Annotated in this window: 10 protein-coding genes, 1 tRNA gene and 4 pseudogenes; 7 read left to right on the top strand and 8 right to left on the bottom strand. The window is 68.5% G+C overall.

Annotation, left to right across the window (positions count from 1 at the left end; translation table 11 throughout):
* Nucleotides 1-142: 142 nt before the first annotated feature.
* On the top strand, nucleotides 143-1,789 hold the full coding sequence (locus MKCMC460_RS16875) for a recombinase family protein (protein ID WP_238304587.1): 1,647 nt from the start codon (nucleotides 143-145) through the stop codon (nucleotides 1,787-1,789).
* Here MKCMC460_RS16875 and MKCMC460_RS16870 read toward each other — a convergent pair.
* A tRNA-Leu gene (locus tag MKCMC460_RS16870) sits at nucleotides 1,771-1,856 on the bottom strand. The genes MKCMC460_RS16875 and MKCMC460_RS16870 overlap by 19 nt on opposite strands.
* Nucleotides 1,857-2,000: 144 nt before the next feature.
* On the opposite strand from MKCMC460_RS16870, the gene MKCMC460_RS16865 reads away from it, so the two are divergent.
* Both MKCMC460_RS16865 and MKCMC460_RS16860 read left to right on the top strand, forming a co-directional pair.
* The gene (locus MKCMC460_RS16865) at nucleotides 2,001-3,314 is read left to right on the top strand and encodes a M20/M25/M40 family metallo-hydrolase (RefSeq protein ID WP_236984066.1); all 1,314 of its coding nucleotides are present in this window, start codon (nucleotides 2,001-2,003) and stop codon (nucleotides 3,312-3,314) included.
* Between the two features lie 32 nt (nucleotides 3,315-3,346).
* On the top strand, nucleotides 3,347-3,874 hold the full coding sequence (locus tag MKCMC460_RS16860; RefSeq protein WP_236983026.1) for a YbhB/YbcL family Raf kinase inhibitor-like protein: 528 nt from the start codon (nucleotides 3,347-3,349) through the stop codon (nucleotides 3,872-3,874).
* A gap of 212 nt (nucleotides 3,875-4,086) precedes the next feature.
* On the opposite strand, the gene MKCMC460_RS16855 is transcribed toward MKCMC460_RS16860, so the two are convergent.
* A complete protein-coding gene (locus MKCMC460_RS16855; RefSeq protein WP_236983028.1) occupies nucleotides 4,087-4,299 on the bottom strand; it encodes a hypothetical protein in 213 nt (70 codons plus the stop codon).
* A gap of 3 nt (nucleotides 4,300-4,302) precedes the next feature.
* On the opposite strand from MKCMC460_RS16855, the gene MKCMC460_RS16850 reads away from it, so the two are divergent.
* The 3 genes and pseudogenes from MKCMC460_RS16850 to MKCMC460_RS16840 all read left to right on the top strand — a co-directional run.
* Nucleotides 4,303-4,950 carry a response regulator transcription factor gene (locus MKCMC460_RS16850; RefSeq protein WP_236983030.1) on the top strand — a complete coding sequence of 216 codons (648 nt, stop codon included), beginning with the start codon at nucleotides 4,303-4,305 and terminating at the stop codon, nucleotides 4,948-4,950.
* A 266-nt stretch (nucleotides 4,951-5,216) separates the two neighbouring features.
* The gene (locus MKCMC460_RS16845) at nucleotides 5,217-10,451 is read left to right on the top strand and encodes a PE family protein (protein ID WP_238306014.1); all 5,235 of its coding nucleotides are present in this window, start codon (nucleotides 5,217-5,219) and stop codon (nucleotides 10,449-10,451) included.
* Between the two features lie 111 nt (nucleotides 10,452-10,562).
* Nucleotides 10,563-10,956 (top strand): annotated as a pseudogene (locus MKCMC460_RS16840) (response regulator transcription factor); the annotation flags it as partial.
* 140 nt (nucleotides 10,957-11,096) lie between these two features.
* On the opposite strand, the pseudogene MKCMC460_RS16835 reads toward MKCMC460_RS16840, so the two are convergent.
* The 6 genes and pseudogenes from MKCMC460_RS16835 to MKCMC460_RS16815 form a co-directional block, all read right to left on the bottom strand.
* Nucleotides 11,097-16,601 (bottom strand): annotated as a pseudogene (locus tag MKCMC460_RS16835) (beta strand repeat-containing protein); the annotation flags it as partial.
* A 691-nt stretch (nucleotides 16,602-17,292) separates the two neighbouring features.
* A pseudogene (locus tag MKCMC460_RS31810) lies at nucleotides 17,293-17,898 on the bottom strand (PPE family protein); the annotation flags it as partial.
* Between the two features lie 606 nt (nucleotides 17,899-18,504).
* Nucleotides 18,505-19,965: pseudogene (locus tag MKCMC460_RS31805) on the bottom strand (PPE domain-containing protein); the annotation flags it as partial.
* Nucleotides 19,966-20,434: 469 nt separating this feature from the next.
* Nucleotides 20,435-21,520, bottom strand: coding sequence for a quinone-dependent dihydroorotate dehydrogenase (locus MKCMC460_RS16825; protein WP_238306013.1), 1,086 nt, complete (start codon nucleotides 21,518-21,520; stop codon nucleotides 20,435-20,437).
* Between the two features lie 32 nt (nucleotides 21,521-21,552).
* A complete protein-coding gene (locus MKCMC460_RS16820) occupies nucleotides 21,553-21,759 on the bottom strand; it encodes a DUF5703 family protein (RefSeq protein WP_236984071.1) in 207 nt (68 codons plus the stop codon).
* A gap of 53 nt (nucleotides 21,760-21,812) precedes the next feature.
* Complete coding sequence (locus MKCMC460_RS16815) at nucleotides 21,813-22,793, bottom strand: YncE family protein (RefSeq protein WP_370652847.1); 981 nt, start codon at nucleotides 22,791-22,793, stop codon at nucleotides 21,813-21,815.
* A 164-nt stretch (nucleotides 22,794-22,957) separates the two neighbouring features.
* On the opposite strand from MKCMC460_RS16815, the gene MKCMC460_RS16810 reads away from it, so the two are divergent.
* A complete protein-coding gene (locus tag MKCMC460_RS16810) occupies nucleotides 22,958-23,260 on the top strand; it encodes a hypothetical protein (RefSeq protein ID WP_236983034.1) in 303 nt (100 codons plus the stop codon).
* Nucleotides 23,261-23,319: the final 59 nt, after the last annotated feature.

The following is a 23,319-nucleotide window of genomic DNA, read 5'->3' as shown; positions in this document are numbered from 1 at the left end:
TCGATGCGCCGACCATGTCAGAGGGGGGTGTTGAAATTGTCTTGCCCGACCACTGTCGACTTCCGCGCGAGGCCAACCGCGCGCTGGTACACGTCATAATGGCTGTGCGGGACCGGACGCTCGGATCAGGGAGGGAAGTGGCGTGAGCCTGAGGTTCGCCTTCTACGGCCGAGTGAGCACCGAGGACGCTCAAGACCCGGAGGCGAGCCGCAGCTGGCAGAGGCGCCGGGCCGTCGACCTGATCACTCCGCATGGCGGAGTCCTCGCCGCTGACTACTTCGATGTGGGACAGAGCCGCTCGCTGCCGTGGAAGCGCAGGCCGGAGGCATCACGTCTGCTTGTTGATGTCGCTTCTCGTGACCGCGGCTTCGATGCCGTGGTGATCGGGGAACCCGCCCGTGCGTTCTACGGGCCGCAGTTCGCGCTCACTTTCCCGGTGCTCACGCACTATGGGGTCGGCCTGTGGGTGCCCGAGGTCGGCGGAGCGGTCGATCCCGGCTCCGAGGCGCATGACCTTGTGATGACGCTTTTCGGCGGTATGAGCAAGGGAGAGCGGGCGCGAATCCAGATGCGTGTTCGTGCGGCGATGTCGGCACTCGCGCAGGACACGAGCAGATATCTCGGTGGCCGACCACCGTATGGTTACCGGCTCGTTGATGCCGGTCCGCACCCGAACCTTGCTAAGGCAAATCTCGGGCAGCGGCTTCACCGCCTCGAACCCGACCCCGAGACTTCTCCGATCGTCGAGCGGATCTACCGCATGTACGCCGATGGTGCTGGCCTCCGCTACATTGCGCAACGGCTCACCGACGATGGCGTGCCGTCACCGAGCCAGTATGACCCGGTGCGGAATCGTCACCGTGACCCGCGAGGTTGGTCTCATTCGGCGATCCGCGCGATACTCGACAACCCGACATATCGCGGTGTCCGCGTTTGGGGCAAGCAGGAGAAGTACGAGGTCCTGGTCAACCCTGACGATGTCGCCGCGGGGTATGAGACACGTATGCGGTGGCGTGATGAGGCAGACTGGATCGCACCGGACCGCCGCACCCACGAAGCGCTGATCCCTGACGAACTGGCGCAGGCTGTTCGTCTTCGGACGCAGGCGCGGCGGGGTCCCGGTCTCGTCTGCAGCAGAGAATCGACGGTGCCGTATGCGCTGCGCGGACTGCTGTTCTGCGCCGCGTGTGGACGGCGGATGCAGGGCGCCGCTCGCGTCGGGAAGCGAACAACCCGCATCCTCTACCGTTGTGAGCTGGGTAAGTCGCGTTCTGTGCCTGCAGACCTGAGTGATCACCCGCGCACTGTCTATCTCCGTGAAGACGAGGTGACAGCGCGACTTGACGAATGGATCGCCACCCTGGCCGATCCGGAAGACCTCGCACGCGGGCAGGACGCGGACCCGGCACCAGGAACTGGCTACGCCGCCTTGCAGCGCCAGCTCAGCGCGGCGAATGGCAAGGTTGCTGCTTTGGTTACCGCCGTGGAGTCTGGTGTGGCCGTTGAGGATTTGACTGCTGCATTGCGTCGCCGCACCGCTGAGCGCGACGAGCTGAGGGCCCGTCTTGAGCGAGCGGAGCGGCCCCGCGTCATGTCTGCCGCACAGATCAGCGAATTGGTCACGGAGTTGGGTGGGCTGTCAGCCGTGCTTGGTGCGGCAACGGGGGCGGAACGCGCACTTGTGTACGCAAGCCTAGGTTTGCGTCTTGACTACGATCCCTACATGCGACGAGTCACGGCAACGGCCGACCTGAGTCGTGTCGCCGGATGTGTCCGAGGGGGGACTTGAACCCCCACGCCCATTAGTAGGGCACTAGCACCTCAAGCTAGCGCGTCTGCCATTCCGCCACTCGGACAAGGCCAACTGAGTTGGCAGCTAAGGCTATCGGATCGGTTCGCGTCGGCCCAATCGGGCTGGCCCGACCCGTGGCCCGTCGGTAGTGGTAGGAAAGGTGACTGTGACCCCTCAACGCCCGGCGACCGGGGACCCCGACGGTCCGATGGATGACGTGGCCGAGGTGGTGAGCAAGCTGATCCGCTTCGACACCTCCAACACCGGCGAACTCGAAACCACCAAGGGCGAGGCCTTGTGCGCGCAATGGATCGCTGAGCAGCTCGCCGAGGTCGGCTACGCCACCCACTACGTGGAGTCCGGGGCGCCCGGTCGCGGCAACGTGTTCGCCCGCCTGCCCGGCGCCGATCCCACCCGCGGCGCCCTGATGATCCACGGCCACCTCGACGTGGTGCCCGCCGAACCGTCCGACTGGAGCGTGCATCCGTTCTCCGGTGCCATCGCCGACGGCTACGTGTGGGGCCGCGGCGCGGTCGACATGAAGGACATGGTCGGCATGACGCTGGTGCTGGCCCGCCACTTCAAGCGGGCCGGCATCGTGCCGCCGCGCGACCTGGTCTTCGCGTTCGTTGCCGACGAGGAGAACGGCGGCAAATACGGGGCGCAATGGCTGGTGGACCATCAGCCCGAACTGTTCGACGGAGTGACCGAAGCGATCGGCGAGGTCGGCGGCTTCTCGCTGACGGTGCCGCGCCACGACGGCGGTGAGCGCCGCCTGTATCTGATCGAGACCGCCGAGAAGGGCATCCAATGGATGCGGCTGACCGCCCGCGGCCGCGCCGGGCACGGGTCGATGGTGCACGACAACAACGCGGTCACCGCCGTCGCCGAAGCCGTGGCCCGATTGGGCCGCCACCGGTTCCCGCTGGTCTGCACCGACACCGTCGCGCAGTTCCTGGCCGCCGTCAGCGAGGAGACCGGCCTGACCTTCGACACCACGTCCCCGGACCTGGACGGGATGATCGACAAGCTGGGCCCGATGTCTCGCATGCTCAAGGCGGTGCTGCACGACACCGCCAACCCGACCATGCTCAACGCCGGCTACAAGGCCAACGTGGTCCCGGCGACGGCCGAGGCGGTGATCGACTGCCGGGTGCTGCCCGGGCGCCTGGCGGCATTCGAGGCCGAGGTAGATGCGGTGATCGGTCCCGACATCACCCGCGAATGGATCCGCAGCCTGGATTCCTACGAAACGTCCTTCGACGGCGACCTGGTCGACGCGATGAACGCCGCGGTGCTCTCGGTGGACCCCGACGGGCGCACCGTGCCCTACATGCTCTCCGGCGGTACTGACGCAAAGTCCTTCGCGCGCTTGGGGATTCGCTGCTTCGGGTTCAGCCCGCTGCGGCTGCCGCCGGAACTGGATTTCTCGTCGCTGTTCCACGGCGTCGACGAGCGGGTACCCATCGAGGCGCTGCGGTTCGGCACCGAGGTGCTGGCCCACTTCTTGACCCACTGCTGATCCCGACCCTTGATCACACGAGAGGATTGACCATGACCGTGCCCAACCCCTACGACGCGCTGCCCGAGCTGCCGTCGTTCACCTTGACCTCGGAGTCGATCACCGACGGGCAACCGCTGGCCAAGCCCCAGGTCAGCGGGATCATGGGCGCCGGCGGCGAGGACGTCAGCCCGCAGCTGAGCTGGTCGGACTTCCCGGCGGAGACCCGCAGCTTCGCGGTCACGGTGTACGACCCGGACGCGCCCACGGCGTCCGGGTTCTGGCACTGGGCGGTGGCCAACCTGCCCGCCGACGTCACCGAGTTGCCGGCCGGCGCCGGCGACGGCAGCGACCTGCCCGGGGGAGCCCTCACGTTGGTCAACGACGCCGGGATGCGCCGCTACATCGGCGCCGCCCCGCCGCCCGGGCACGGCCCGCACCGCTACTACGTCGCCGTGCACGCGGTGGACGTCGACAAGCTCGACCTCGCCGAGGATGCCAGTCCGGCCTACCTGGGCTTCAACCTGTTTCAGCACGCCATCGCCCGCGCCGTCATCCACGCCACGTACGAGCAGACGTAATCCCGGGCGTGCGGCTATGACCGGTCCCGGCACTGTGCACCGCTGACAACCACGATTGAAGCCGGCCCTCCGACGTTAGGGCCGGCGCCCGCGCTGCGATCCGAATTATTGTGCGGCACAAAGCATTTCGCACGCCGGTGCGGTCCTGCGCGCGGCGCTGCGCCTCCCTCGATAGGGGGAGGAATGTTCATCCCCCGAATCGAACCTTTGCCCTAGCGCCACCCGGCGCGAATCGCGGCACAGTTATCGGCGAAGACACCCGGAATCCGGTTCAGCACAAAGGGGATCACCGCCATGGCGTTCGCGTCGGCAAGCCAGCAGACCATTGGGTTGGCGACGGCCGACGACCCGGGCGCCGGCTGCACCGGGAAACCCGTCAACCCGTTATCTATTCCGTAGCTGAAGTTGCGAGAAGCATGGAGCACTTCATGGCTGATGCCGCCAAGCGGGTGACGGTGGTGATCGCCGACGATCATCCCGTGACGCGCCGGGGTCTGGCTACGGCGCTGAATTCCAGCGGTCAGCTGACGGTCGTCGCGGAGGTGGCGGACGGCCGCGCGGCGCTGGAAGCGGTCCGAGGGCATCAGCCGGCGGTCGCCCTGCTGGACTATCGGATGCCCGAGCTGAACGGCATCGAGGTCACCCGCGCCATCAACCGAGACAGGTTGCCCACCAGCGTGCTGTTGCTCAGCGCGTTCGACGACAGCCAGATCGTCTACAAGGCGCTGGCCGAGGGGGCTTCGGGCTACCTGACCAAGGAATCCGACAGCGACGAAATCGCGCGCGCGGTGCTGACGTGCGCCGGCGGCGGCTCGTACCTGCCCGCCGCCGTCGCCGGCGGACTTGCCGGCGAAGTCAAGCGACGGGGCAGGGGAACGATGGCCGCGCTCACCGAGCGTGAAACCCAGGTGATCACGATGATGGCGGATGGCTTGTCGGTCCCCCAGATCGCGGACCGCCTGCACCTGGCGCGTAGCACCGTTAAGACGCACACGCGCAGCCTCTACGAGAAACTCGGGGTTGCCGACCGCGGTGCTGCGGTGGCCGAGGCGATGCGGCGCCGCCTGCTGGACTGACCGCCGCGTCGGGCCCTCGGAACCGCACTGACCGCCGCCCGAATCTGCGCGCGACCAATTTTTTAACGCAGCCGATCTGAACCCGACGTCCGCCACCCCCCGGCCCCGGGATCGATCCGCTGCCCGCTGCCTCCCCCTGTCGGTGGAGAAAATTTCATCACTCAAATCAGGCTTCTGGACGAGGGCGGCGACCCCCGTGGTGCGTGAGGGTGACCGGAGGGGCTGCGGCCGGGCACCGCGCCACTCAGGTCAAGGGGATCGCAGCCATGTCTTATGTCGTCGTCGGCCACGAAGCACTCGCGGCGGCGGCCGCGCAGGTGGCAGGTATCGGCTCTGGCCTTCGCTGCGCAAACGTGCTGGCGGCGGCGCCGACCAGCAGCCTGTTAGCCGCGGGCGGCGACGAGGTTTCGGCGGCGATCGCCGCCCTGTTCGCCGAACACGGCCGGGCTTACCAGACTGTGAGCGCTCAACTGGAAGCGTTTCACGACGACTTCATCCGCAACCTCACGTCAAGTTCGGCGGCGTACGCATCTGCTGAAGCGCTCAATGTGGCGCCGCTGCAGCTGCTGCTCGACGTCGTGAACGCACCCACCGAAGCGCTCCTGGGCCGTCCGTTGATCGGTAACGGCGCCGACGGTGCCAGCGGGGCGCAGGGGCAGGCCGGCGGGGCCGGCGGGATCTTGCTGGGCAATGGCGGCAACGGCGGCAACAGCAGTGATCCCGGGGCCGCCGGTGGCCCGGGTGGATCGGCGGGCCTGATCGGCAACGGCGGCCGGGGCGGCACCGGCGCAACAGGCGGGGTCGGTGGTGCCGGCGGAAGTGGCGGCTGGCTGCTTGGCTCCGGTGGCAATGGCGGGACCGGGGGCCTCGGTGCCGCCGGCGGTCGGGGCGGCGACGCGGTGCTGTTCGGCAACGGCGGTGCCGGCGGCGCCGGTGGTGTCGGCGCCCCCGGGACGGTAGGTGTGGCCGGTGGCACCGGCGGGGCGGGTGGTGCCGGCGGCACCGGTGGTCTGGTCGGGTCCGGTGGCCACGGTGGTGCGGGCGGCGACGGTGGAGCCGGCGGGGCGGGGGTGGACGGGGTCTACGGCGGGAGTGGCGGTCCCGGGTCGGCCGGCGGCGCGGCCGGAGCGGGCGGAGCCGGCGGGCACGCCCGGATCGGCCTGGCCGGCGACGGCGGTCAGGGTGGTGTCGGCGGCCACGGCGGTGCCGGAGGCACCGGCGGCGCCAGCGTGACCGCCGACCAACCGGGTGGAACGGGCGGGGCCGGCGGCGCCGGAGGCGCGGCGGGTGCTGGTGGTGCCTCCGGCGGCTTCGGTGGCAACGCGGGCAGCATGGGCCGGGGTGGCACCGGCGGCACCGGCGGTACCGGCGGCGACGGTGGGCAGGGCATGCCCGGCGTGACCGGTACGCAGCCGGGCGACGGCAGTAACGGTGGACTCGGCGGTAGTGGCGGCAGGGGCGGCGCTGGTGGTGCCGGGATCAACGGAGTCGGGGGCGGCGACGGCGGCCAGGGCGGCACCGGTGGCCGGGGCGGGGCCGGCGGAACTGGTGGAGACAATCTCGGCACGGCCAGCGGGGGCGGTGGCGACGGTGGCGACGGGGGAGCCGGAGGCAAGGCCGGCGCGGGCGGCGTGGGCCGTGACGGTGGTGCGGCCGGGGCAGCCGGCCAGGGCGGCGGCGGCGGTGTGGGCGGTGACGGCGGCAAGGGTGGCGCCGGCAGCGCGGCCACGGACTCGAGCCGCAACGGCAACGTCGGCGGCGCCGGCGGTATGGGCGGGGCCGGCGGCGCGGGCGGGAAATCCGACGGCGGCATCAACGGCAGCGGCGGAGCCGGTGGCACCGGTGGTCAGGGCGGCCGAGGCGGCAACGGCTACCCCGACGTCGGCGGTAACAACGCCACGAATGGCGGCAACGGCGGAGCCGGCGGCGCCGGAGGAGCCGGCGGTGCGGTCGGTACTGGGGGTCACGGCGGCACCGGTGGCGCGGCGGGCACCGGCGGCAACGGCGGCGCAGGCGGTAACGGTGGCGACAGCAACATCGCCTCCCACCTCGCAGGCAAAGGCGGAGCCGGCGGCCAGGGTGGCCAGGGCGGTGCAGGCGCGGCCGCCGACCTCGGCGGCCAAGGCGGCCAAGGCGGCCAGGGCGGCACGGGCGGCAACGCCGCCAGCGGCGCGATCAGGGGCGCAGGGGGCATGGGCGGCCGCGGCGGCACCGGCGGCGATGGCGGCGCCGGATACGCCGATGACGGCACCGACAACGCCGGAACCGGCGGCGCCGGCGGCACCGGTGGAACGGGCGGTAGGGGCGGCGCTCCGGGTGCCGGTCCCGTACCCGACACCGGTGCCGGGTACGGCACCGGCGGGCTGGGCGGTGCCGGCGGCACAGGAGGAAAAGGCGGCGCTACCACCATCAGTGGCCACACGGCCGGCAATGGCGGCGCCGGTGGCCAGGGCGGGCAAGGGGCCGCGGGCGTCACGAACGGCGGCAACGCCGGCCAGGGCGGTGTCGGCGGCCAGGGTGGTGCCGGCGGCGATGCCGTGTCGGGCGCGACCAACGGTTCCGGCGGTTCCGGGGGGCTGGGCGGCAGCGGCGGCGACGGTGGTCGCGGCTACAACGACGACGGGACCGGCAACGCCGGAGTCGGCGGCAAGGGCGGCAAGGGCGGCAACGGCGGAGTGGCCGGCGCTGCCGGTACCGGCGGTAGCGGAGGTGCTCGCGGCGTCGCCGGCAACGGCGGGACCGGCGGCAACGGCGGCGCAGGCGGTACCGGCGCAGCCGGTCGAGACGGTGCAACGCCGGCCGTGGGATACGACGGCGCCGCGGGTGGCGCAGCCGGTCGGGGCGGTGACGGCGGTGTCGGCCTCGCTGGTTCCGGCGGTGGCGACGGCGGTCAGGGCGGCATCGGTGGGCAAGGTGGCAATGCCGGCGCCGGCGGTTCCAACACCGGGACCGGGGCCGGCGCGAACGGCGGCGAAGGAGGTGCGGGTGGCGCGGCCGGTGCCGGAGGTGCGGCGGTCGACGGCGGTGTTCGCGGTCTGATCGGTGCCGGTGGTGACGGCGGCAACGGCGGCGCCGGGGGCAACGGAGCCGCCGGAAAGGCCGGGACGACGAGCACCTCGCCGACCCCGGGTCAAACGGGCAGCCGCGGCGGCGACGGAGGCCGAGGCGGAGCCGGGGGAGCGGGCGTCGACGGCGCGGGCGGCGGCAACGGCGGCCAGGGCGGCAACGGTGGTCGAGGCGGCAACGGCGGCGACGGTGGTTCCAATACCGGCACCGACGGTGCTGCCGGCCGGGCCGGTGGTGACGGTGGCCTCGGCGGCGTGGCCGGCGCGGGTGGCGTCGGAACCGACGGTGGTACGGCCGGGGCCAACGGCAAGGGTGGCACCGGCGGCACCGGCGGCAATGGCGGCAACGGCGCCGCTGGACGGGACGGGACGTCTGGCAGCGCACCGACCGCGGGCAACCAGGGCGGCGCCGGTGGGGCCGGTGGTCGAGGTGGCGACGCCGGGGCAGGCATCAACGGCGTCGGTGGCGGCGATGGCGGCCAGGGCGGCAACGGGGGTCAGGGCGGCATCGGCGGGGTCGGCGGCACGAACACCGGCGGCACCGCCGGCAACGGGGCCGCCGGCGGCAAGGGCGGCACCGGCGGTGTGGCGGGTGCCGGGGGTGTCAGCCCCCACGGCGGTGCGGCCGGGGCGAACGGCACCGGCGGCACCGGTGGTATCGGCGGCACCGGCGGCAACGGGAGCACTGGTCTGGCGGGCACGTCGGGTGATTCGCCGACCGCCGGGAGCCAAGGCGGCGGTGGGGGTGTCGGCGGCCAGGGCGGCGACGGCGGCGCCGGAATCAACGGTGTCGGCGGCGGCCAGGGCGGTCGGGGTGGAGTCGGCGGCGAAGGTGGCGGCGGCGGCACCGGAGGCTCCAACACATCGATTGCCGGTGCCGGCGCCCAGGGCGGCAAGGGCGGCACCGGCGGCACTGCCGGAGTGGCCGGCAAGGGCAGCGACGGTGGCGCGGTCGGCACGATCGGCCGCGGCGGAAGCGGCGGGGTCGGAGGTCTCGGCGGCGACGGTGGCACCGGGCAAGCGGGCACCTCGAGCACCACGCCGACAGCGGGTGGTCAAGGCGGCGGTGGGGGCGCCGGCGGCCAGGGTGGCGATGGCGGTGCCGGCCTCAACGGGGTCGGCGGCGGCCAGGGTGGTCTGGGCGGTGTCGGCGGCCGGGGCGGTACCGGGGGCGCGGGCGGTGCCAGCACGGCGACCGCCGGTACCGGTGCCGACGGCGGCCAGGGCGGCACCGGTGGTACTGCCGGAGCCGCGGGCAAGGGCAGCGACGGCGGCCCGGACGGGTCGATCGGCAAAGGCGGCAAGGGCGGTGTCGGAGGTGTCGGCGGCACCGGCGGCACCGGGCAAGCGGGTGTATCCGGGACTTCGCCCACCCCCGGCGGCCAAGGCGGCCGGGCCGGAGCAGGTGGCCAGGGCGGTGACGGCGGTGCCGGGATCAACGGTGTCGGCGGTGGCCAGGGTGGTCAGGGCGGTGTCGGCGGTCAGGGCGGCACTGGGGGCGCCGGTGGCGCCAGCACCGCGACCGCCGGTAACGGCGCCGACGGCGGCAAAGGCGGCACCGCAGGTACTGCCGGAGCGGCAGGCAAGGGCGCAGACGGTGGCCCGGACGGGTCGATCGGCGCCGGCGGCAAGGGCGGTACCGGGGGTGCCGGCGGCAAGGGCGGTACCGGCCAGAACGGTGTCACCAGTGATACGCCCACCGTGGGTGATCAGGGCGGTCGCGGCGGCAAGGGCGGTCTCGGTGGTGACGGCGGTGCCGGCATCAACGGGGTCGGCGGCGGCCAGGGCGGTCAGGGCGGTGCCGGTGGCCAAGGCGGCGACGGCGGTTCCGGCGGAACCAACACCGCCAAGGCGGGCGGCGACGGTGCCCGGGGCGGCAAAGGCGGAGTCGGCGGCGACGCCGGTAACGGCGGCGTAGGTGGCGACGGTAACGGCGACGGCGGAACCGGCGGCCAGGGCGGCGCCGGCGGCACCGGGGGCACCGGCGGAAATGGCAGCGTCAGCGGCGCCGGCGGTGTCGGCGGCGCAGGAGGCACCGCCGGTGCCGCCGGGACCGGCGGGAACGGTGCCGGTGAGCTCGGCGACGGCGGCGCCGGCGGTGTCGGTGGAGCGGGCGGCACCGGCGGCGGCGGCGGCGACGGCGGGGGCGGTGACGGCAACAAAAACAGCCGCGGATGGGGCGGTCAGGGTGGTGACGGCGCGGTCGGCGGTACCGGCGGTACCGGCGGCAACTCGGTGCGCGGTGACGGTGGGACGGGGGGCGTCGGCGGTGTCGGCGGTGACGGTGGCACCGGCGGCCAGAGCCACAGTAGCGGTAAGGCCGGTACCTCCGGCGGTTCCGGCTTTTCCGGCGGCGGTCATAGCGGAGGAACCGGCGGAAAGGGCGGCGCAGGCGGGTCAGCAGGGACCGGCGGCGCGGGGGGATCTCCCATTTAGTACCTGCGGGTCGAGCGGTCCGGCGGGCAGCGAGCGTGAGCCGACCGCGTTGCATTCCCGATAGCCCACGTCAATATCGATCGGCGGCAGCCGAGTTGGGGTGTAGAGGATATGGGGCGGCCGGTGGCCGGGATTGCCAAGCGTGTCACCGTCGTCGTCGCCGACGACCATCCGGTGGTGCGGCTCGGCATTGTGCGCGCCCTGACATCCAGCGGGCGGGTGGAGGTTGGTCGCCGAGGCCGCCGACGGCCGCGCTGCGCTGGAAGCCGTCCGCGAACACCGGCCCGCCGTCGCGCTGCTCGACTATCGGATGCCCGGGCTGGACGGCGTTGCGGTAGCCCATGCCGTCAGCTGCGACGGACTGCCCACCCGTGTGCTGCTGTTGAGCGCCTTCGATGACTCCCATCTGGTTTCCACCGCGCTGGACCAGGGGGCGGCGGGGTTCCTGACCAAGGACGCCGACAGCGACGAGATCGTGAACGCGGTGCTCGCGTGTGCCCGGGGTGGCGAGGATGCCGACGGCGGCGCGCAGCCTGCGCTCGCCACTTGACACCGTCGCCTGCCACACCCGCCGCTACCGGAGCAGCGCGGCCCCGGGTCGGCGCCTTGTCACTGCCTGAATCTGTGCGGCAGCGTGAAGTTGTTGAAGAATCCGGACAGGTTGACTCCGACGTTCGCCAGCCCCGAGTCGAACGCCGCCTGGGTGAGGTCCAGCGGGCCGGTGTTGAACAAGCCGGAGATGGTGTTGCCGACATTGGCCAGACCCGATTCGAGTTCGCCCTCGTTGAGGTAGCCGGAGTTGCCCGGACCGCCCGAGTTGTGCAGGCCGGAGTTGTTCGCGAACTCGTTCGCCAGGCCCGACATCGGCCCGTCGCCGGAGTTGAAGAAGCCGGACGCGCCGCCGCCCCCAGAGTTGAAGAACCCGGATGACGGCTGATCGGTCGAGTTGAAAAACCCTGGGCCCGAAGATATTTCGAAGCCGAACGAGTACGGCCCCAGGTGGCCGCTGTCCGACGTCACAAAGCTGTTCGACAGCACCTCGTCGATGGTCGTCGCAGGCACCAGGGTTCTTTCGTTTATCGTCCAGCCGGCGATCGGGTCGTTGTACACCGGGATGGTGATGGTGTCGCAGCGGTAGAACGGGTATTCGATGATCGGGTAGCAGACCACCTGCTCCAAGTTGATCTTGAGCGGGATGTCGCCGACGTTGATGTCGCCGATGCTGATCTCGCTGAGCTCGCCGGTGACGGGTATCTCGATGTTGCCGACCACGTCGTAGTGCCAAGGGATTTCGGGAATGGTCGAGGAGTATCCCAGCGAGATCTGGCCCTGGTTATCCCCTCGCCACAACAGCCCGTTGCTGTAGTTGCCCGAGATGAAGGCGCCGGTGTTGACGTCGCCGGAGTTGGCCAGTCCGGTGTTGGAGTTCCCGGAGTTGAAAACGCCGGTGTTGTAGTCGCCGGCATTGAGCCAGCCGCTGTTGTGACTGCCCGTGTTGAAGCTGCCGGTGTTGCCGTCGCCGCGGTTGTAGCTGCCGGTGTTGTAGCTGCCGACGTTGCCGATGCCGGTGTTGGCGACCCCGGTGTTGAGCAGTCCGGTGTTGGCGATGCCGGCGTTGAACAACCCGGTGTTGTAGTCGCCGCTGTTGCCGATACCCCAGTTGCCGTCGCCGGAGTTGAAGAAGCCGATGTTGTTGTTGCCGGAGTTGAACAGGCCGATGTTGCCGTGTCCGGAGTTCAGGGCGCCGATGCCGATTTGGTCGTTGCCGCTCAGGCCGATGCCGATGTTGTTGTTGCCGGTGTTGGCGAAACCGAGGTTGGAGTTGCCGACGTTGGCCAAGCCGATGTTCTGAACCCCGGAGTTGGCGAGCCCGACGTTGCCGTCGCCGATGTTGGCGAACCCGATATTGCCGAACCCGAGGTTGCCGCTGCCCAGGTTGAGGGCGCCAAGATTGGCGCTGCCCAAGTTGAAGCTGCCGAGGTTGCCGAACCCCGCGTTGAGGTGGCCGAGGTTGGCCAGGCCGAGGTTGGTGATCGTGGTTGCGGTGTGCAGAACGCCCGCGAGGTTGGTACCCGTGTTCAGCAGCCCGGACAGGTGAGCCGGGGTGCTCAGGTCGGTGCCGCTGGTGTTGTAGACCCCGGACAGGGTGTTGCCCCAGTTGAGCAGTCCGGACTGCTGGGCACCGACATTGCGGAAGCCCGAGACGCCGCCGAAGCCCGTCGCGGCGTTCTGCCAGCCCGAGATGTTGGCGCCGAAATTTCCGAAGCCCGACACGCCGCCGGCGCCGGAGTTGAAGAACCCCGACGACGGGTTGGTGGTCGAGTTTCCATAGCCGGGCGCCCCGCCCAGGTCGATGAGCGGGATGGTGATCGGGCCCAAACCCGCTGTGCCGCCGATGGTTACCACGGTGGAGCCGTCCGGGTTGCCGATGTTGAGCTTCAGCAGGGGTTGGTCGCCGAAGTGGATGAAGATGGGATCGCCGGGATTCTCGCCGTAGATGTTGATCGGGCCGAGCGAACCCGCTACGTCGCCGCCGAGGCCGCTGTCCAGACCGCTGAACGTGATGGTCGGGATCTTGAGCGGGTTGATCTGGATGTCGGTGATACTCACGGTGATCGGGATGTTCACCGGCATCGCGAAATTCAGGTACGCCTGGATCTCGGGGATGGTGATGGCGTAGTAAATGCCGTATTGGCCCTGGTTGTCGCCGCGCCAGAGTAGGCCGTTGTTCATGTTGCCGGTGTTGAACAGGCCGGTGTTGACGTTGCCGCTGTTGAACAGGCCGGTGTTGGTGTTGCCGGTGTTGAACAGGCCGGTGTTGGTGTTGCCGGTGTTGAAGCTGCCGGTGTTGAAGTGGCCGGTGTTGAAGTTGCCGGAGTTGTAGTTGCCGGGGTTGAGCAGGCCGGTGTTGAGGTTGCCGGGGTTGAGTAGTCCGGTGTTGGTGGATCCGGAGTTGAACAGTCCGGTGTTGAGGGTGCCGGTGTTGGCGATGCCCCAGTTGGCGGTGCCGGTGTTGAACAGGCCGATGTTGTTTTCGCCGGTGTTGAAGAAGCCGATGTTGTTGGTGCCGGAGTTGAACAGGCCGATGTTGCCGGTGCCGGAGTTCAGGGCGCCGATGCCGATTTGGTCGTTGCCGGTCAGGCCGATGCCGATGTTGTTGTTGCCGGTGTTGGCCAGGCCCAGGTTGGAGTTGCCGGTGTTGGCCAGGCCGATGTTGTTGGTGCCGGTGTTGGCCAGGCCGTGGTTGAGGAGGCCCAGGTTGGCGGCGCCCCAGTTGTGCTCGCCGAGGTTGGCGATGCCCCAGTTGTGGTTGCCGTGGTTGGCCAGGCCGAAGTTGTGGTCGCCGAGGTTGCCCAGGCCGAGGTTGGCGGTGCCCAGGTTGGCCAGGCCGAGGTTGGTCATCAGGGGGGCGGGGTGGTGCAGCAGTCCGGCCAGGTGGGTGCCGGTGTTGGCCAGTCCGGACAGGTAGGCCGGGGTGCTCAGGTCGGTGGTGCTGGTGTTGAAGATGCCCGAGACGGTGTTGCCCCAGTTGAGCAGTCCCGATTGCAGGGCGCCGGCGTTGCGGATCCCCGAGACCCCGCCCAGCGAGGCGTTCTGCCAGCCCGAGGCGTTGGCGCCGGCATTGAAGAACCCCGAGGAACTGCCCGTCCCGGAATTGAAGAACCCCGACGACGGAGCCGTCGTCGAGTTTCCGAAACCGGGTGCCGCCGGGATATCGATGAAGTTGATGTCGATGGGTCCCACGCCGCCGCGGATGGTGATCGGAATCGTCGTGTCGGGTCCGCCGATCTGGGTGTTGATCGAGGGCAGCAGGGCGGTGATCGCTGGGATGAAGATGCCGTCGAAGGTGATGCTCAAATACGACGAGTCGAGGCCGGAAATCGTGAATGGCGCGATGGTGATGGGGTAGAGGACGAGGCTGGTCATGTCGCTGCTGAGCGGGATGTTGACCGGTATCGCGAAACTGGAATCGATGAGCGTGAATTCGGGAATGTGTATTCCGACACGGAAGCCATGCAGTCCCTGATAATCGCCGCGCCAGAAGAATCCGTTGTTGTAGCTGCCGGTGTTGAATGCTCCGGTGTTGACATTGCCGCTGTTGAAGTGGCCGGTGTTGGAGTCGCCCGAGTTGAATCCACCGGTGTTGTAGTCGCCGGTGTTGAAGTTGCCGGTGTTGAAGCTGCCGGTGTTGTACAGCCCCGAGTTGTAGTCTCCGACGTTGCCGATTCCGGTGTTGGCGATTCCGGTGTTCGTCAAGCCGGTGTTGAACGATCCCGGGTTGAGCATGCCGGTGTTGCCGGCTCCGGGGTTCCACATACCCCAGTTGGCGCTGCCGGGGTTGGCGACGCCGATGTTGGCGACGCCGGCGTTGCCGATGCCCCAGTTACCGGATCCGGCATTGCCGATCCCGATGTTGCCGTCGCCGGAATTGAAGAAGCCGATGTTGTTGTTGCCGGAGTTGAACAGGCCGATGTTGCCGTGTCCGGAGTTCAGGGCGCCGATGCCGATTTGGTCGTTCCCGGTCAGGCCGATGCCGATGTTGTTGTTGCCGGTGTTGGCCAGGCCCAGGTTGGAGTTGCCGGCGTTGGCCAGGCCGATGTTGCCGGTGCCGAAGTTCCACAGGCCGCGGTTGAGGCTGCCGAGATTGCCGGAGCCGATGTTCGCGTCGCCGAGGTTGGCCAGTCCCCAATTGTGGTTGCCGTGGTTGGCGATTCCGACGTTGAGATCGCCGATGTTGGCGAAGCCGAAGTTCTGGCCGCCGATGTTTGCGCTGCCGAAATTGTAGGCGCCGAGGTTGCCGTTGCCGACGTTGAAGCTGCCGGCGTTGCCCAGACCCAGGTTCGAGATCGCGAAGCCGCTGAGCATTCCGGAAACGTTGCTGCCGACGTTGCCGAAACCGGAGACATGGGCTGCCGTCGCCAGGTCCACGGCGCTGGTGTTGAACCATCCCGACACGGTGTTGCCGACGTTCTTCACTCCGGACACCAGGTCGCCGACGTTCTTGTAACCCGACACTCCGGTACCGCCGGTGCCCAGGTTGAGGAAGCCGGAGTTGTGGGCGCCGACGTTGCCGAAACCCGACGAGCCGCCGGCGCCGGAGTTGAAGAACCCCGACGACGGGTTGGTGGTCGAGTTTCCGTAGCCGGGCGCCCCGCCCAGGTCGATGACCGGGATCTTGATCGGGCCGATGCCGCCACCGCCGGCCAGGCTCAACGCGATATCCGGCCCGCCGATGACGGTGTCAATCGACGGCAGGGCCAGCGTCACGTTCCCGAATTTCACCGGGCCGACACTGATGAATTCCGTGCTGCCGGTCCCGAGAACGTTGATTTCGGCGGTGTATTTGGGAATGGTGAAGCCCTGAAGCGTCACCGTACCCAAGGACATGCTGATCGGAATATTGATCGGAACGGAGATGCTCGCATCGAACGGGATCGCGGTGTCCGGAATCGACATCGTGTAGTTGAAGCCGTAGAGCCCGCCATATTCGCCGCGCCAGAGTAGGCCGTTGTTCATGTTGCCGGTGTTGAACAGGCCGGTGTTGACGTTGCCGCTGTTGAACAGGCCGGTGTTGGTGTTGCCGGTGTTGAACAGGCCGGTGTTGGTGTTGCCGGTGTTGAAGCTGCCGGTGTTGAAGTGGCCGGTGTTGAAGTTGCCGGAGTTGTAGTTGCCGGGGTTGAGCAGGCCGGTGTTGAGGTTGCCGGGGTTGAGTAGTCCGGTGTTGGTGGATCCGGAGTTGAACAGTCCGGTGTTGAGGGTGCCGGTGTTGGCGATGCCCCAGTTGGCGGTGCCGGTGTTGAACAGGCCGATGTTGTTTTCGCCGGTGTTGAAGAAGCCGATGTTGTTGGTGCCGGAGTTGAACAGGCCGATGTTGCCGGTGCCGGAGTTCAGGGCGCCGATGCCGATTTGGTCGTTGCCGGTCAGGCCGATGCCGATGTTGTTGTTGCCGGTGTTGGCCAGGCCCAGGTTGGAGTTGCCGGTGTTGGCCAGGCCGATGTTGTTGGTGCCGGTGTTGGCCAGGCCGTGGTTGAGGAGGCCCAGGTTGGCGGCGCCCCAGTTGTGCTCGCCGAGGTTGGCGATGCCCCAGTTGTGGTTGCCGTGGTTGGCCAGGCCGAAGTTGTGGTCGCCGAGGTTGCCCAGGCCGAGGTTGGCGGTGCCCAGGTTGGCCAGGCCGAGGTTGGTCATCAGGGGCGGGGTGGTGCAGCAGTCCGGCCAGGTGGGTGCCGGTGTTGGCCAGTCCGGACAGGTAGGCCGGGGTGCTCAGGTCGGTGGTGCTGGTGTTGAAGATGCCCGAGACGGTGTTGCCCCAGTTGAGCAGTCCCGATTGCAGGGCGCCGGCGTTGCGGATCCCCGAGACCCCGCCCAGCGAGGCGTTCTGCCAGCCCGAGGCGTTGGCGCCGGCATTGAAGAACCCCGAGGAACTGCCCGTCCCGGAATTGAAGAACCCCGACGACGGACGCCCGGAGGAGTTCCCGTAGCCGGTCGCGCCGCCGAAGTCGATCAACGTCCACTGGGCCGGCCCCAGGCTGGCGTGGATCGGGATGACGATGGTCGTGGAGCCGTCCGCCTGTCCGACCTGAATGTGCGGTGCCGGGCCGTTGATGTACAGCGGTGGGATGGTCAGGGAGTTGATGGTGCCGCTCAACACCGGAATGGGGCCGATCTGGGTTGTGGTGCCGAACGGGATGTCGTCGATGGTGATCCCGCTGAAGACCGTCGTGGTGAAGTCGATACTGAGCGGGATGTTGACCGGGATGGTGGCCGTCAGATCCAGGGAGATCTCCGGCATGGTGATGGCGTAGTGGGCGCCGTATTGGCCCTGGTTGTCGCCGCGCCAGAATAGGCCGTTGTTCATGTTGCCGGTGTTGAACAGGCCGGTGTTGACGTTGCCGCTGTTGAACAGGCCGGTGTTGGTGTTGCCGGTGTTGAAGCTGCCCGTGTTGGTGTTGCCGGGGTTGAAGCTGCCGCTGTTGAAGTTCCCGGCGTTGAAGTTGCCGGAGTTGTAGTTGCCGGGATTGAGCAGGCCGGTGTTGGCGTTGCCGGCGTTGAACAACCCGCTGTTGGCGACACCGGAGTTGAAGAACCCGGTGTTGTACTTGCCGCTGTTCCCGACACCCCAGTTGCCGTCACCGGTGTTGAAGAACCCGACGTTGCCGGTCCCGGAGTTGAACAGGCCGATGTTGCCGGCGCCGGAGTTCAGGGCGCCGATGCCGATTGGGTCGTTGCCGGTCAGGCCGATGCCGATGTTGTTGTTGCCGGTGTTGGCGAAGCCCAGGTTGGAGTTGCCGGCGTTGGCAAAGCCGATGTTGCCGGTGCCGGTATTGGCGATGCCCTGGTTGAGGACGCCGAGGTTGGCGGCGCCCCAGTTGTGGTCACCGTGGTTGCCCAGGCCGAAGTTGTGGTCGCCCAGGTTGCCCAGGCCCAGGTTGGCGCTGCCCAGGTTGGCCAGGCCGAGGTTGCTGATGGTGCCGGCGTGGTGCAGCAGCCCGGTCAGGTGGGTGCCGGTGTTGGCCAGTCCGGACAGGTAGGCGGGGGTCGCCAGGTCGGTGGTACTGGTGTTGAAGAACCCGGAGACGGTGTTGCCCCAGTTGAGCAGTCCCGATTGCAGGGCGCCCACGTTGCGGAACCCCGAGACGCTGCCCAGCGCGACGTTCTGCCAGCCCGAGGCGCTGGCCCCGGCGTTGAAGAACCCCGAGGAGCTGCCGGTCCCGGAATTGAAGAACCCCGACGAGGGTGCCGTCGTCGAATTCCCGAAGCCCGGCCCGCCGGGGATATTGATGATCTCGATGGTGCCGCCCTGCAGCATGCCCTCGAGCGCCACTCCGAAGACCGTTGACGGCCCGCCGAGGGCAATGGTGATTATCGGCTCGGTGAACGTGGACGGGTACACGTAGACGGGACCGACGTAGAAATCGCCGTTCAGGGACGTTTCCTCGAAGGTGAACGCCGGGATGTTGTGTACTTGGCCGCCGAGTACCCAGGTCTGATTCAGCGGCTTGATGGACGAGGTGTCGATGGAGATGCTCGGAATGTCGATCCCCACGTGCAGGCTGATCTGCCCTTGGTTGTCGCCGCTGACGAAGAATCCGTTGTTGTAATTCCCGCTGTTGAATGCGCCGGTGTTGACGTTGCCGGTGTTGAGGTGGCCGGTGTTGTAATTTCCGGGGTTGAACCCACCGGTGTTGTAGGCGCCGGCGTTGTAGTTGCCGGAGTTGGTGCTGCCCGCATTAAGAAAGCCACTGTTGTAGCTGCCCGTGTTGGCTAAACCGGTATTGCCGATGCCCGCGTTGAGAATGCCGGTGTTGACATTGCCGGTATTGGCGATCCCGGTGTTTCCCATGCCCGGGTTGCCGAAGCCCCAGTTCCCGGAGCCGGCGTTGCCGATGCCGACATTTCCGTTGCCCGAGTTGAAGAATCCGATGTTGCCGGTGCCGGAGTTGAACAGCCCGATGTTGCCGGTGCCGGAGTTGAACAGGCCGAAATTTTCTGTGTTCAGCAGACCGATGCCGATTTGATCGTTGCCGCTCAAGCCGATGCCGATATTGTTGTTTCCGGTGTTGGCGAAGCCGAGATTCGAATTTCCCGAGTTGGCGAAGCCGATGTTGCCGGTGCCGGAATTCCATAGACCGTGGTTGAGGCTGCCGAAATTTCCGGAGCCGATGTTGGCATTGCCGAGGCTGCCCAAACCGAGGTTGCCGAATCCGTCGTTGCCCAAACCCAGATTGCTGCTGCCGATGTTTCCCGAGCCGATGTTCGTGTTACCGATGTTGGCGCTGCCGAGGTTTTGGCTGCCGATGTTGCCGATGCCGAAGTTGAAGTCGCCGATGTTGCCGATGCCGAAGTTGAAGTCGCCGATGTTGCCCAGTCCGATGTCGACGGAGCCGACGTTCACCGACCCCAACTTGGTGGCCAAGTTGTTGATGGCCGAACGGAACCGGGGGAACGGATCGCCTGCGGCTGCGGCCGGCGACTGGTTGTTGGGGGTGACCGGCCCGGCGTAGAACCGGCGAAACTGGGTGATCGTCGAGGCGATCGCCGAGGACTCGGCGTGGTAGCCGAACATGGTGGCGACGTCTTGTGCCCACATCTGCTCGTACTCGGTCTCCACCGCGGCGATCGCGGGCCAGTTCTGGCCCAGCACGTTGGACATTACGAGCCCGATCAGGCGGGACCGGTTGGCGGAGATGGCGGCCGGATGCACGGTCGCGGTTTGCGCCGCCTCGAACGCTGCCGCCGCCAACTGGGCTTGGGTCGCGGCCTGCTCGGCTTGCTCGGCCGCCGAGCTCAGCCACTTGGAGTAGGGGGCCGCCGCGGTCAGCATCGCGGCCGCGGCCGAACCCTGCCACGACGAAGCAGCCAGCGCGGAGGTCAGTGCGGAGAACGACCGCGCGGAGGAACCCAACTCGGCGGCCAGGCCCCGCCAGGCCGTCGCGGCTGCCAGCATCGGACCGGGCCCGGCGCCGGCCAGCATCTGCCGCGAATTGAGCTCGGGCGGCAGCCGCGCAAAATCCATCGCATCTCCCTGATTTCAAACAGCTGCCCGAGGTGCTGCTGCGGGTGGCTGTGGCTGATCGGACGGATACTGGGCCGCGTCGAGAGGAATCCACCGCAATTCATAGTGGAATTTCGGCGATGCGCAACCACCTTCGAACGCCGGGGTTGAGCCGGGTCGCACTGGCCGAGGGCTATCACGGACATCCGAAACGCATGCGAAAGCGCTTCTCCTGCAATGCGTTCCAGCAATTATGGAGACGATCGCGCCGCTGTGTCAGCGGCCACGCAGGCGTGATTGCCTCCCCCTATGGGGGGAGGAAAGTTCAACCCGAAGATCCACCACCGGTCCGAGGGATGGTGGGCCGTCGGTAGGCAAATGTGTTCAGTAGATTGGTCATTCGACACACCCAACGCGTCGGGTGAAGCCGAAAGAGATGGCGGTCAATGGGATTGATAGCAGGAAAGTGCTGGCGAACAAAACCGGGACGCTAGCCCGGCGGGGTCTGCCGGTTGCGCACCGCCGAGCCCACCGCGTCGGTCAGCGAAGCGAATCCGCCCTCGTGCAGCCGGCGAGCGATCCCGTCGTGAATGTCCTTGGCCCACAGTCCTCCGCCGTAGATGAAGCCGGTGTACCCCTGCAGCAGCGACGCGCCGGCGGTGATGCGCTCCCAGGCGTCGTCGGCGGTCTCGATGCCCCCGACACTGATCAGCACCAACCGGTCGCCGACCCGCTGATACAGCCGGTGCAGCACCTGCAGCGAACGACGCGCGACGGGCGGGCCGGAGATGCCGCCGGCGCCGAGCGCCTCAACCCCCGGCGTGCGCAGCCCGTCGCGCGAGATGGTGGTGTTGGTGGCCACGATGCCGGCCAGCCCGAGTTGCACGGCCAGGTCGGCGATTTCGTCGATTTCGGGGTCGGCGAGGTCGGGTGCGATCTTCACTAGCACGGGGGTCGTCCCCGCTTCGGCGAGCACGGCCGCCAGGATCGGCCGCAGCGACTCCACCGCCTGCAGATCGCGCAGTCCCGGAGTGTTCGGCGAGCTCACGTTGACCACCAGGTAGGACACCAGGGGAGCCAGCAGCCGGGCGCTGGCGCGGTAGTCGGCGACGGCGTCGGCGGCGGGCGTCTTCTTGGTCTTGCCGATGTTCGCCCCGATCGGCACGTCGGGGACGTGCTGGGCCAGCCGGGCGGCCAGCGCGCCGGCGCCGTTGTTGTTGAAGCCCATCCGGTTGAGCAGGGCGCGGTCGTCGGGCAGCCGGAACAGCCGCGGTGCCGGGTTCCCGGGCTGCGGGTGGGCGGTGACGGTGCCAATTTCCGCATAGCCGAAACCCATTGCACCCCAAATGGAAAGCCCGGTACCGTCCTTGTCGAATCCGGCCGCCAGCCCGAGCGGTCCGGGAAACCGGACCCCGAATACGGTGCTGGCCAGGATCGGGTCGGTCGGTCCCAGCCGCCTGCTCAGCGTCCGGCGCGCCGGCGCGGTGGACGTGGCAGCACGCAGCGCACCGAACACCAGGGTGTGCACGCGCTCGGCCGGTACCGCGAACAACGCCTTCCGTAGCAGGCCGTATATCGGATGCCCGCCTTCGCCCGGTCGGCCCACCGTCACGGCTCCGGCTGGTCGGGAACTCGGTTGTCCAGTCGGGTTTTCTTACGGCGCAACAACACTCGTCTGCTTCCATCGGTGTACAGCCGCACCCGGGTCAGCTCCCAGCCGCGGTACTCGGCCTCGATGGACAGCCGGGTGGAGGCGCTCAGGCGGGTCACCTCCGGGGGTAGGCGCAGCGGCGCCCACTCGTACTCGTCGGACATGTCGGCGTCCCACCCCGCGGGCAGCCGACTCCACCGTGGCGTGGTCCCGCTGGTCAAGGCTTGCCCGCCGCGTCGGCGATGACCTGCACACCCGCGCCGGACCCCGACACCACGTACAGGGTGTTCGAGGTCTCGTCGAAGGCCAGCGAGTTGGGTTGCTGCACGGTCGGGTAACGCACCTTTTCCACGGGGATTCCGGTGCTCAGATCGTAACCAACGACCACGTTGGACGCGGTCAGGGACACCCACGCCAGCCTGGTGGACCCGGCCAGCCCGTACGGCGCCTGCCGCACCGGAAAGGCCTGGCGCAGGATCAGCGGGTCCACCCCGTAGACCAGCAACTGGCCGCCCCGGGTGTCGGCGACCAGCACCCGGCCCAGCGGATCGGCGGCCAGCGTGGTCGCGCCCTCGCCGGCCCGCAGCGCCTGCTCGGCCCGGCCGTCGGCGCCGATCGTCGTCACCGACGTCTGGCCGCGGTCCAACACGATGGTCGTATTCCCTTGTGTCGCAAGCGCATCGACGCGGGCGAAGATCTTGTTCCGGCTGGCCACCGAACTGTCGGCGCCCAGCGTGTACACCGCGCCGTCGGCGGTGCCGAGCACCAGCCGCCCATCGGCGCGGCGTGCGATCGCGGTGAAGTCCGTCTGTGCGGACACGGTGACCGCGGTGGTCTTGGCGTCGGCCAACTCGACCGCCAGGTAGCCGCCGCGCACCGCCACGAAAGCCCGGCCGTTGCCGTCGCCGGTGATGGCCGCGGTGGGCCCGGGCAGCGGAACGACGCGCGGCGCGGTCTGCGCGCCGAGCACGGCGAGACTGGCCGGGGCCGCCGGGTCGGTTCCCGGGCACAGCACCACCAGTTGGTGGGTGCCGACGTCGAAGAATGCGCTCTGGGGGTGCCCGCCCAGCGGTTGCACCGTGCCGGCCGGGTTCAGGCTGGGCGGCGAAACGGCGGGTTGCGCGGTTTGGATCGTCGGGGGAGTGGCGACCAGCGGATTCGCCGAGCACCCGGCCAGCCCGGCCGCGCCCGTCAGCAAACACGCGACAGCGGCGCAGCGCAGAAAACCCCGGCTCGCATAGTCAAGCAGCAACTGTCAGCTTCCGATCGTCGGGCGGCACAAACGAAATTCTAAGGAACGCCAGCGCGCTCAATTTGTCATGTTGGGCGCATAAAGTGGTACGGCGCGGGTATTCTCGCGCCATGACCGTCATCGTCGACCGGCATATCGCGAACGCTGAGTTCGCCATCGAAGACATGTGCACGGGGATCTTCGCCAGCGGATACGGCGAAGTGGGAGATGGGCGCAGTTTCGCTTTCCACATCGAGCACCATTCGCTGATCGTCGAAATTTACCGGCCCCGGCTGTCCGGGCCCGTCCCGCAGGACGAAGACGTCGTCGCGCGATCCGTGCGCGGCGTCCGTGACATCGACCTCACCGACGAGCGCAGCCTAGCCGCCGCGGTACGCGACTCCGTCGCCCACGCCGTCCCCGTTCCGCGCTGAGCGCCACCACGCGCGTCCGGTAACCGTCCCGTACACCAGGTACGGTCGTCGTCGTGTCT

This window comes from Mycobacterium sp. 20KCMC460 (assembly GCF_022179425.1).
GTDB lineage: Bacteria > Actinomycetota > Actinomycetes > Mycobacteriales > Mycobacteriaceae > Mycobacterium > Mycobacterium kiyosense.
Note: the sequence above shows the minus strand (reverse complement) of the source record. Positions and strands in the feature narration are given on the sequence as shown.

Excerpts from the sequence above, each read along its gene's own strand:
- MKCMC460_RS16865 (WP_236984066.1), top strand. The coding sequence starts at position 2,001 with ATGGATGACGTGGCCGAGGTGGTGAGCAAGCTGATCCGCTTCGACACC.
- MKCMC460_RS16860 (WP_236983026.1), top strand. The coding sequence starts at position 3,347 with ATGACCGTGCCCAACCCCTACGACGCGCTGCCCGAGCTGCCGTCGTTC.
- MKCMC460_RS16850 (WP_236983030.1), top strand. The coding sequence starts at position 4,303 with ATGGCTGATGCCGCCAAGCGGGTGACGGTGGTGATCGCCGACGATCAT.
- MKCMC460_RS16845 (WP_238306014.1), top strand. The coding sequence starts at position 5,217 with ATGTCTTATGTCGTCGTCGGCCACGAAGCACTCGCGGCGGCGGCCGCG.
- MKCMC460_RS16820 (WP_236984071.1), bottom strand. The coding sequence starts at position 21,759 with ATGTCCGACGAGTACGAGTGGGCGCCGCTGCGCCTACCCCCGGAGGTG.
- MKCMC460_RS16810 (WP_236983034.1), top strand. The coding sequence starts at position 22,958 with ATGACCGTCATCGTCGACCGGCATATCGCGAACGCTGAGTTCGCCATC.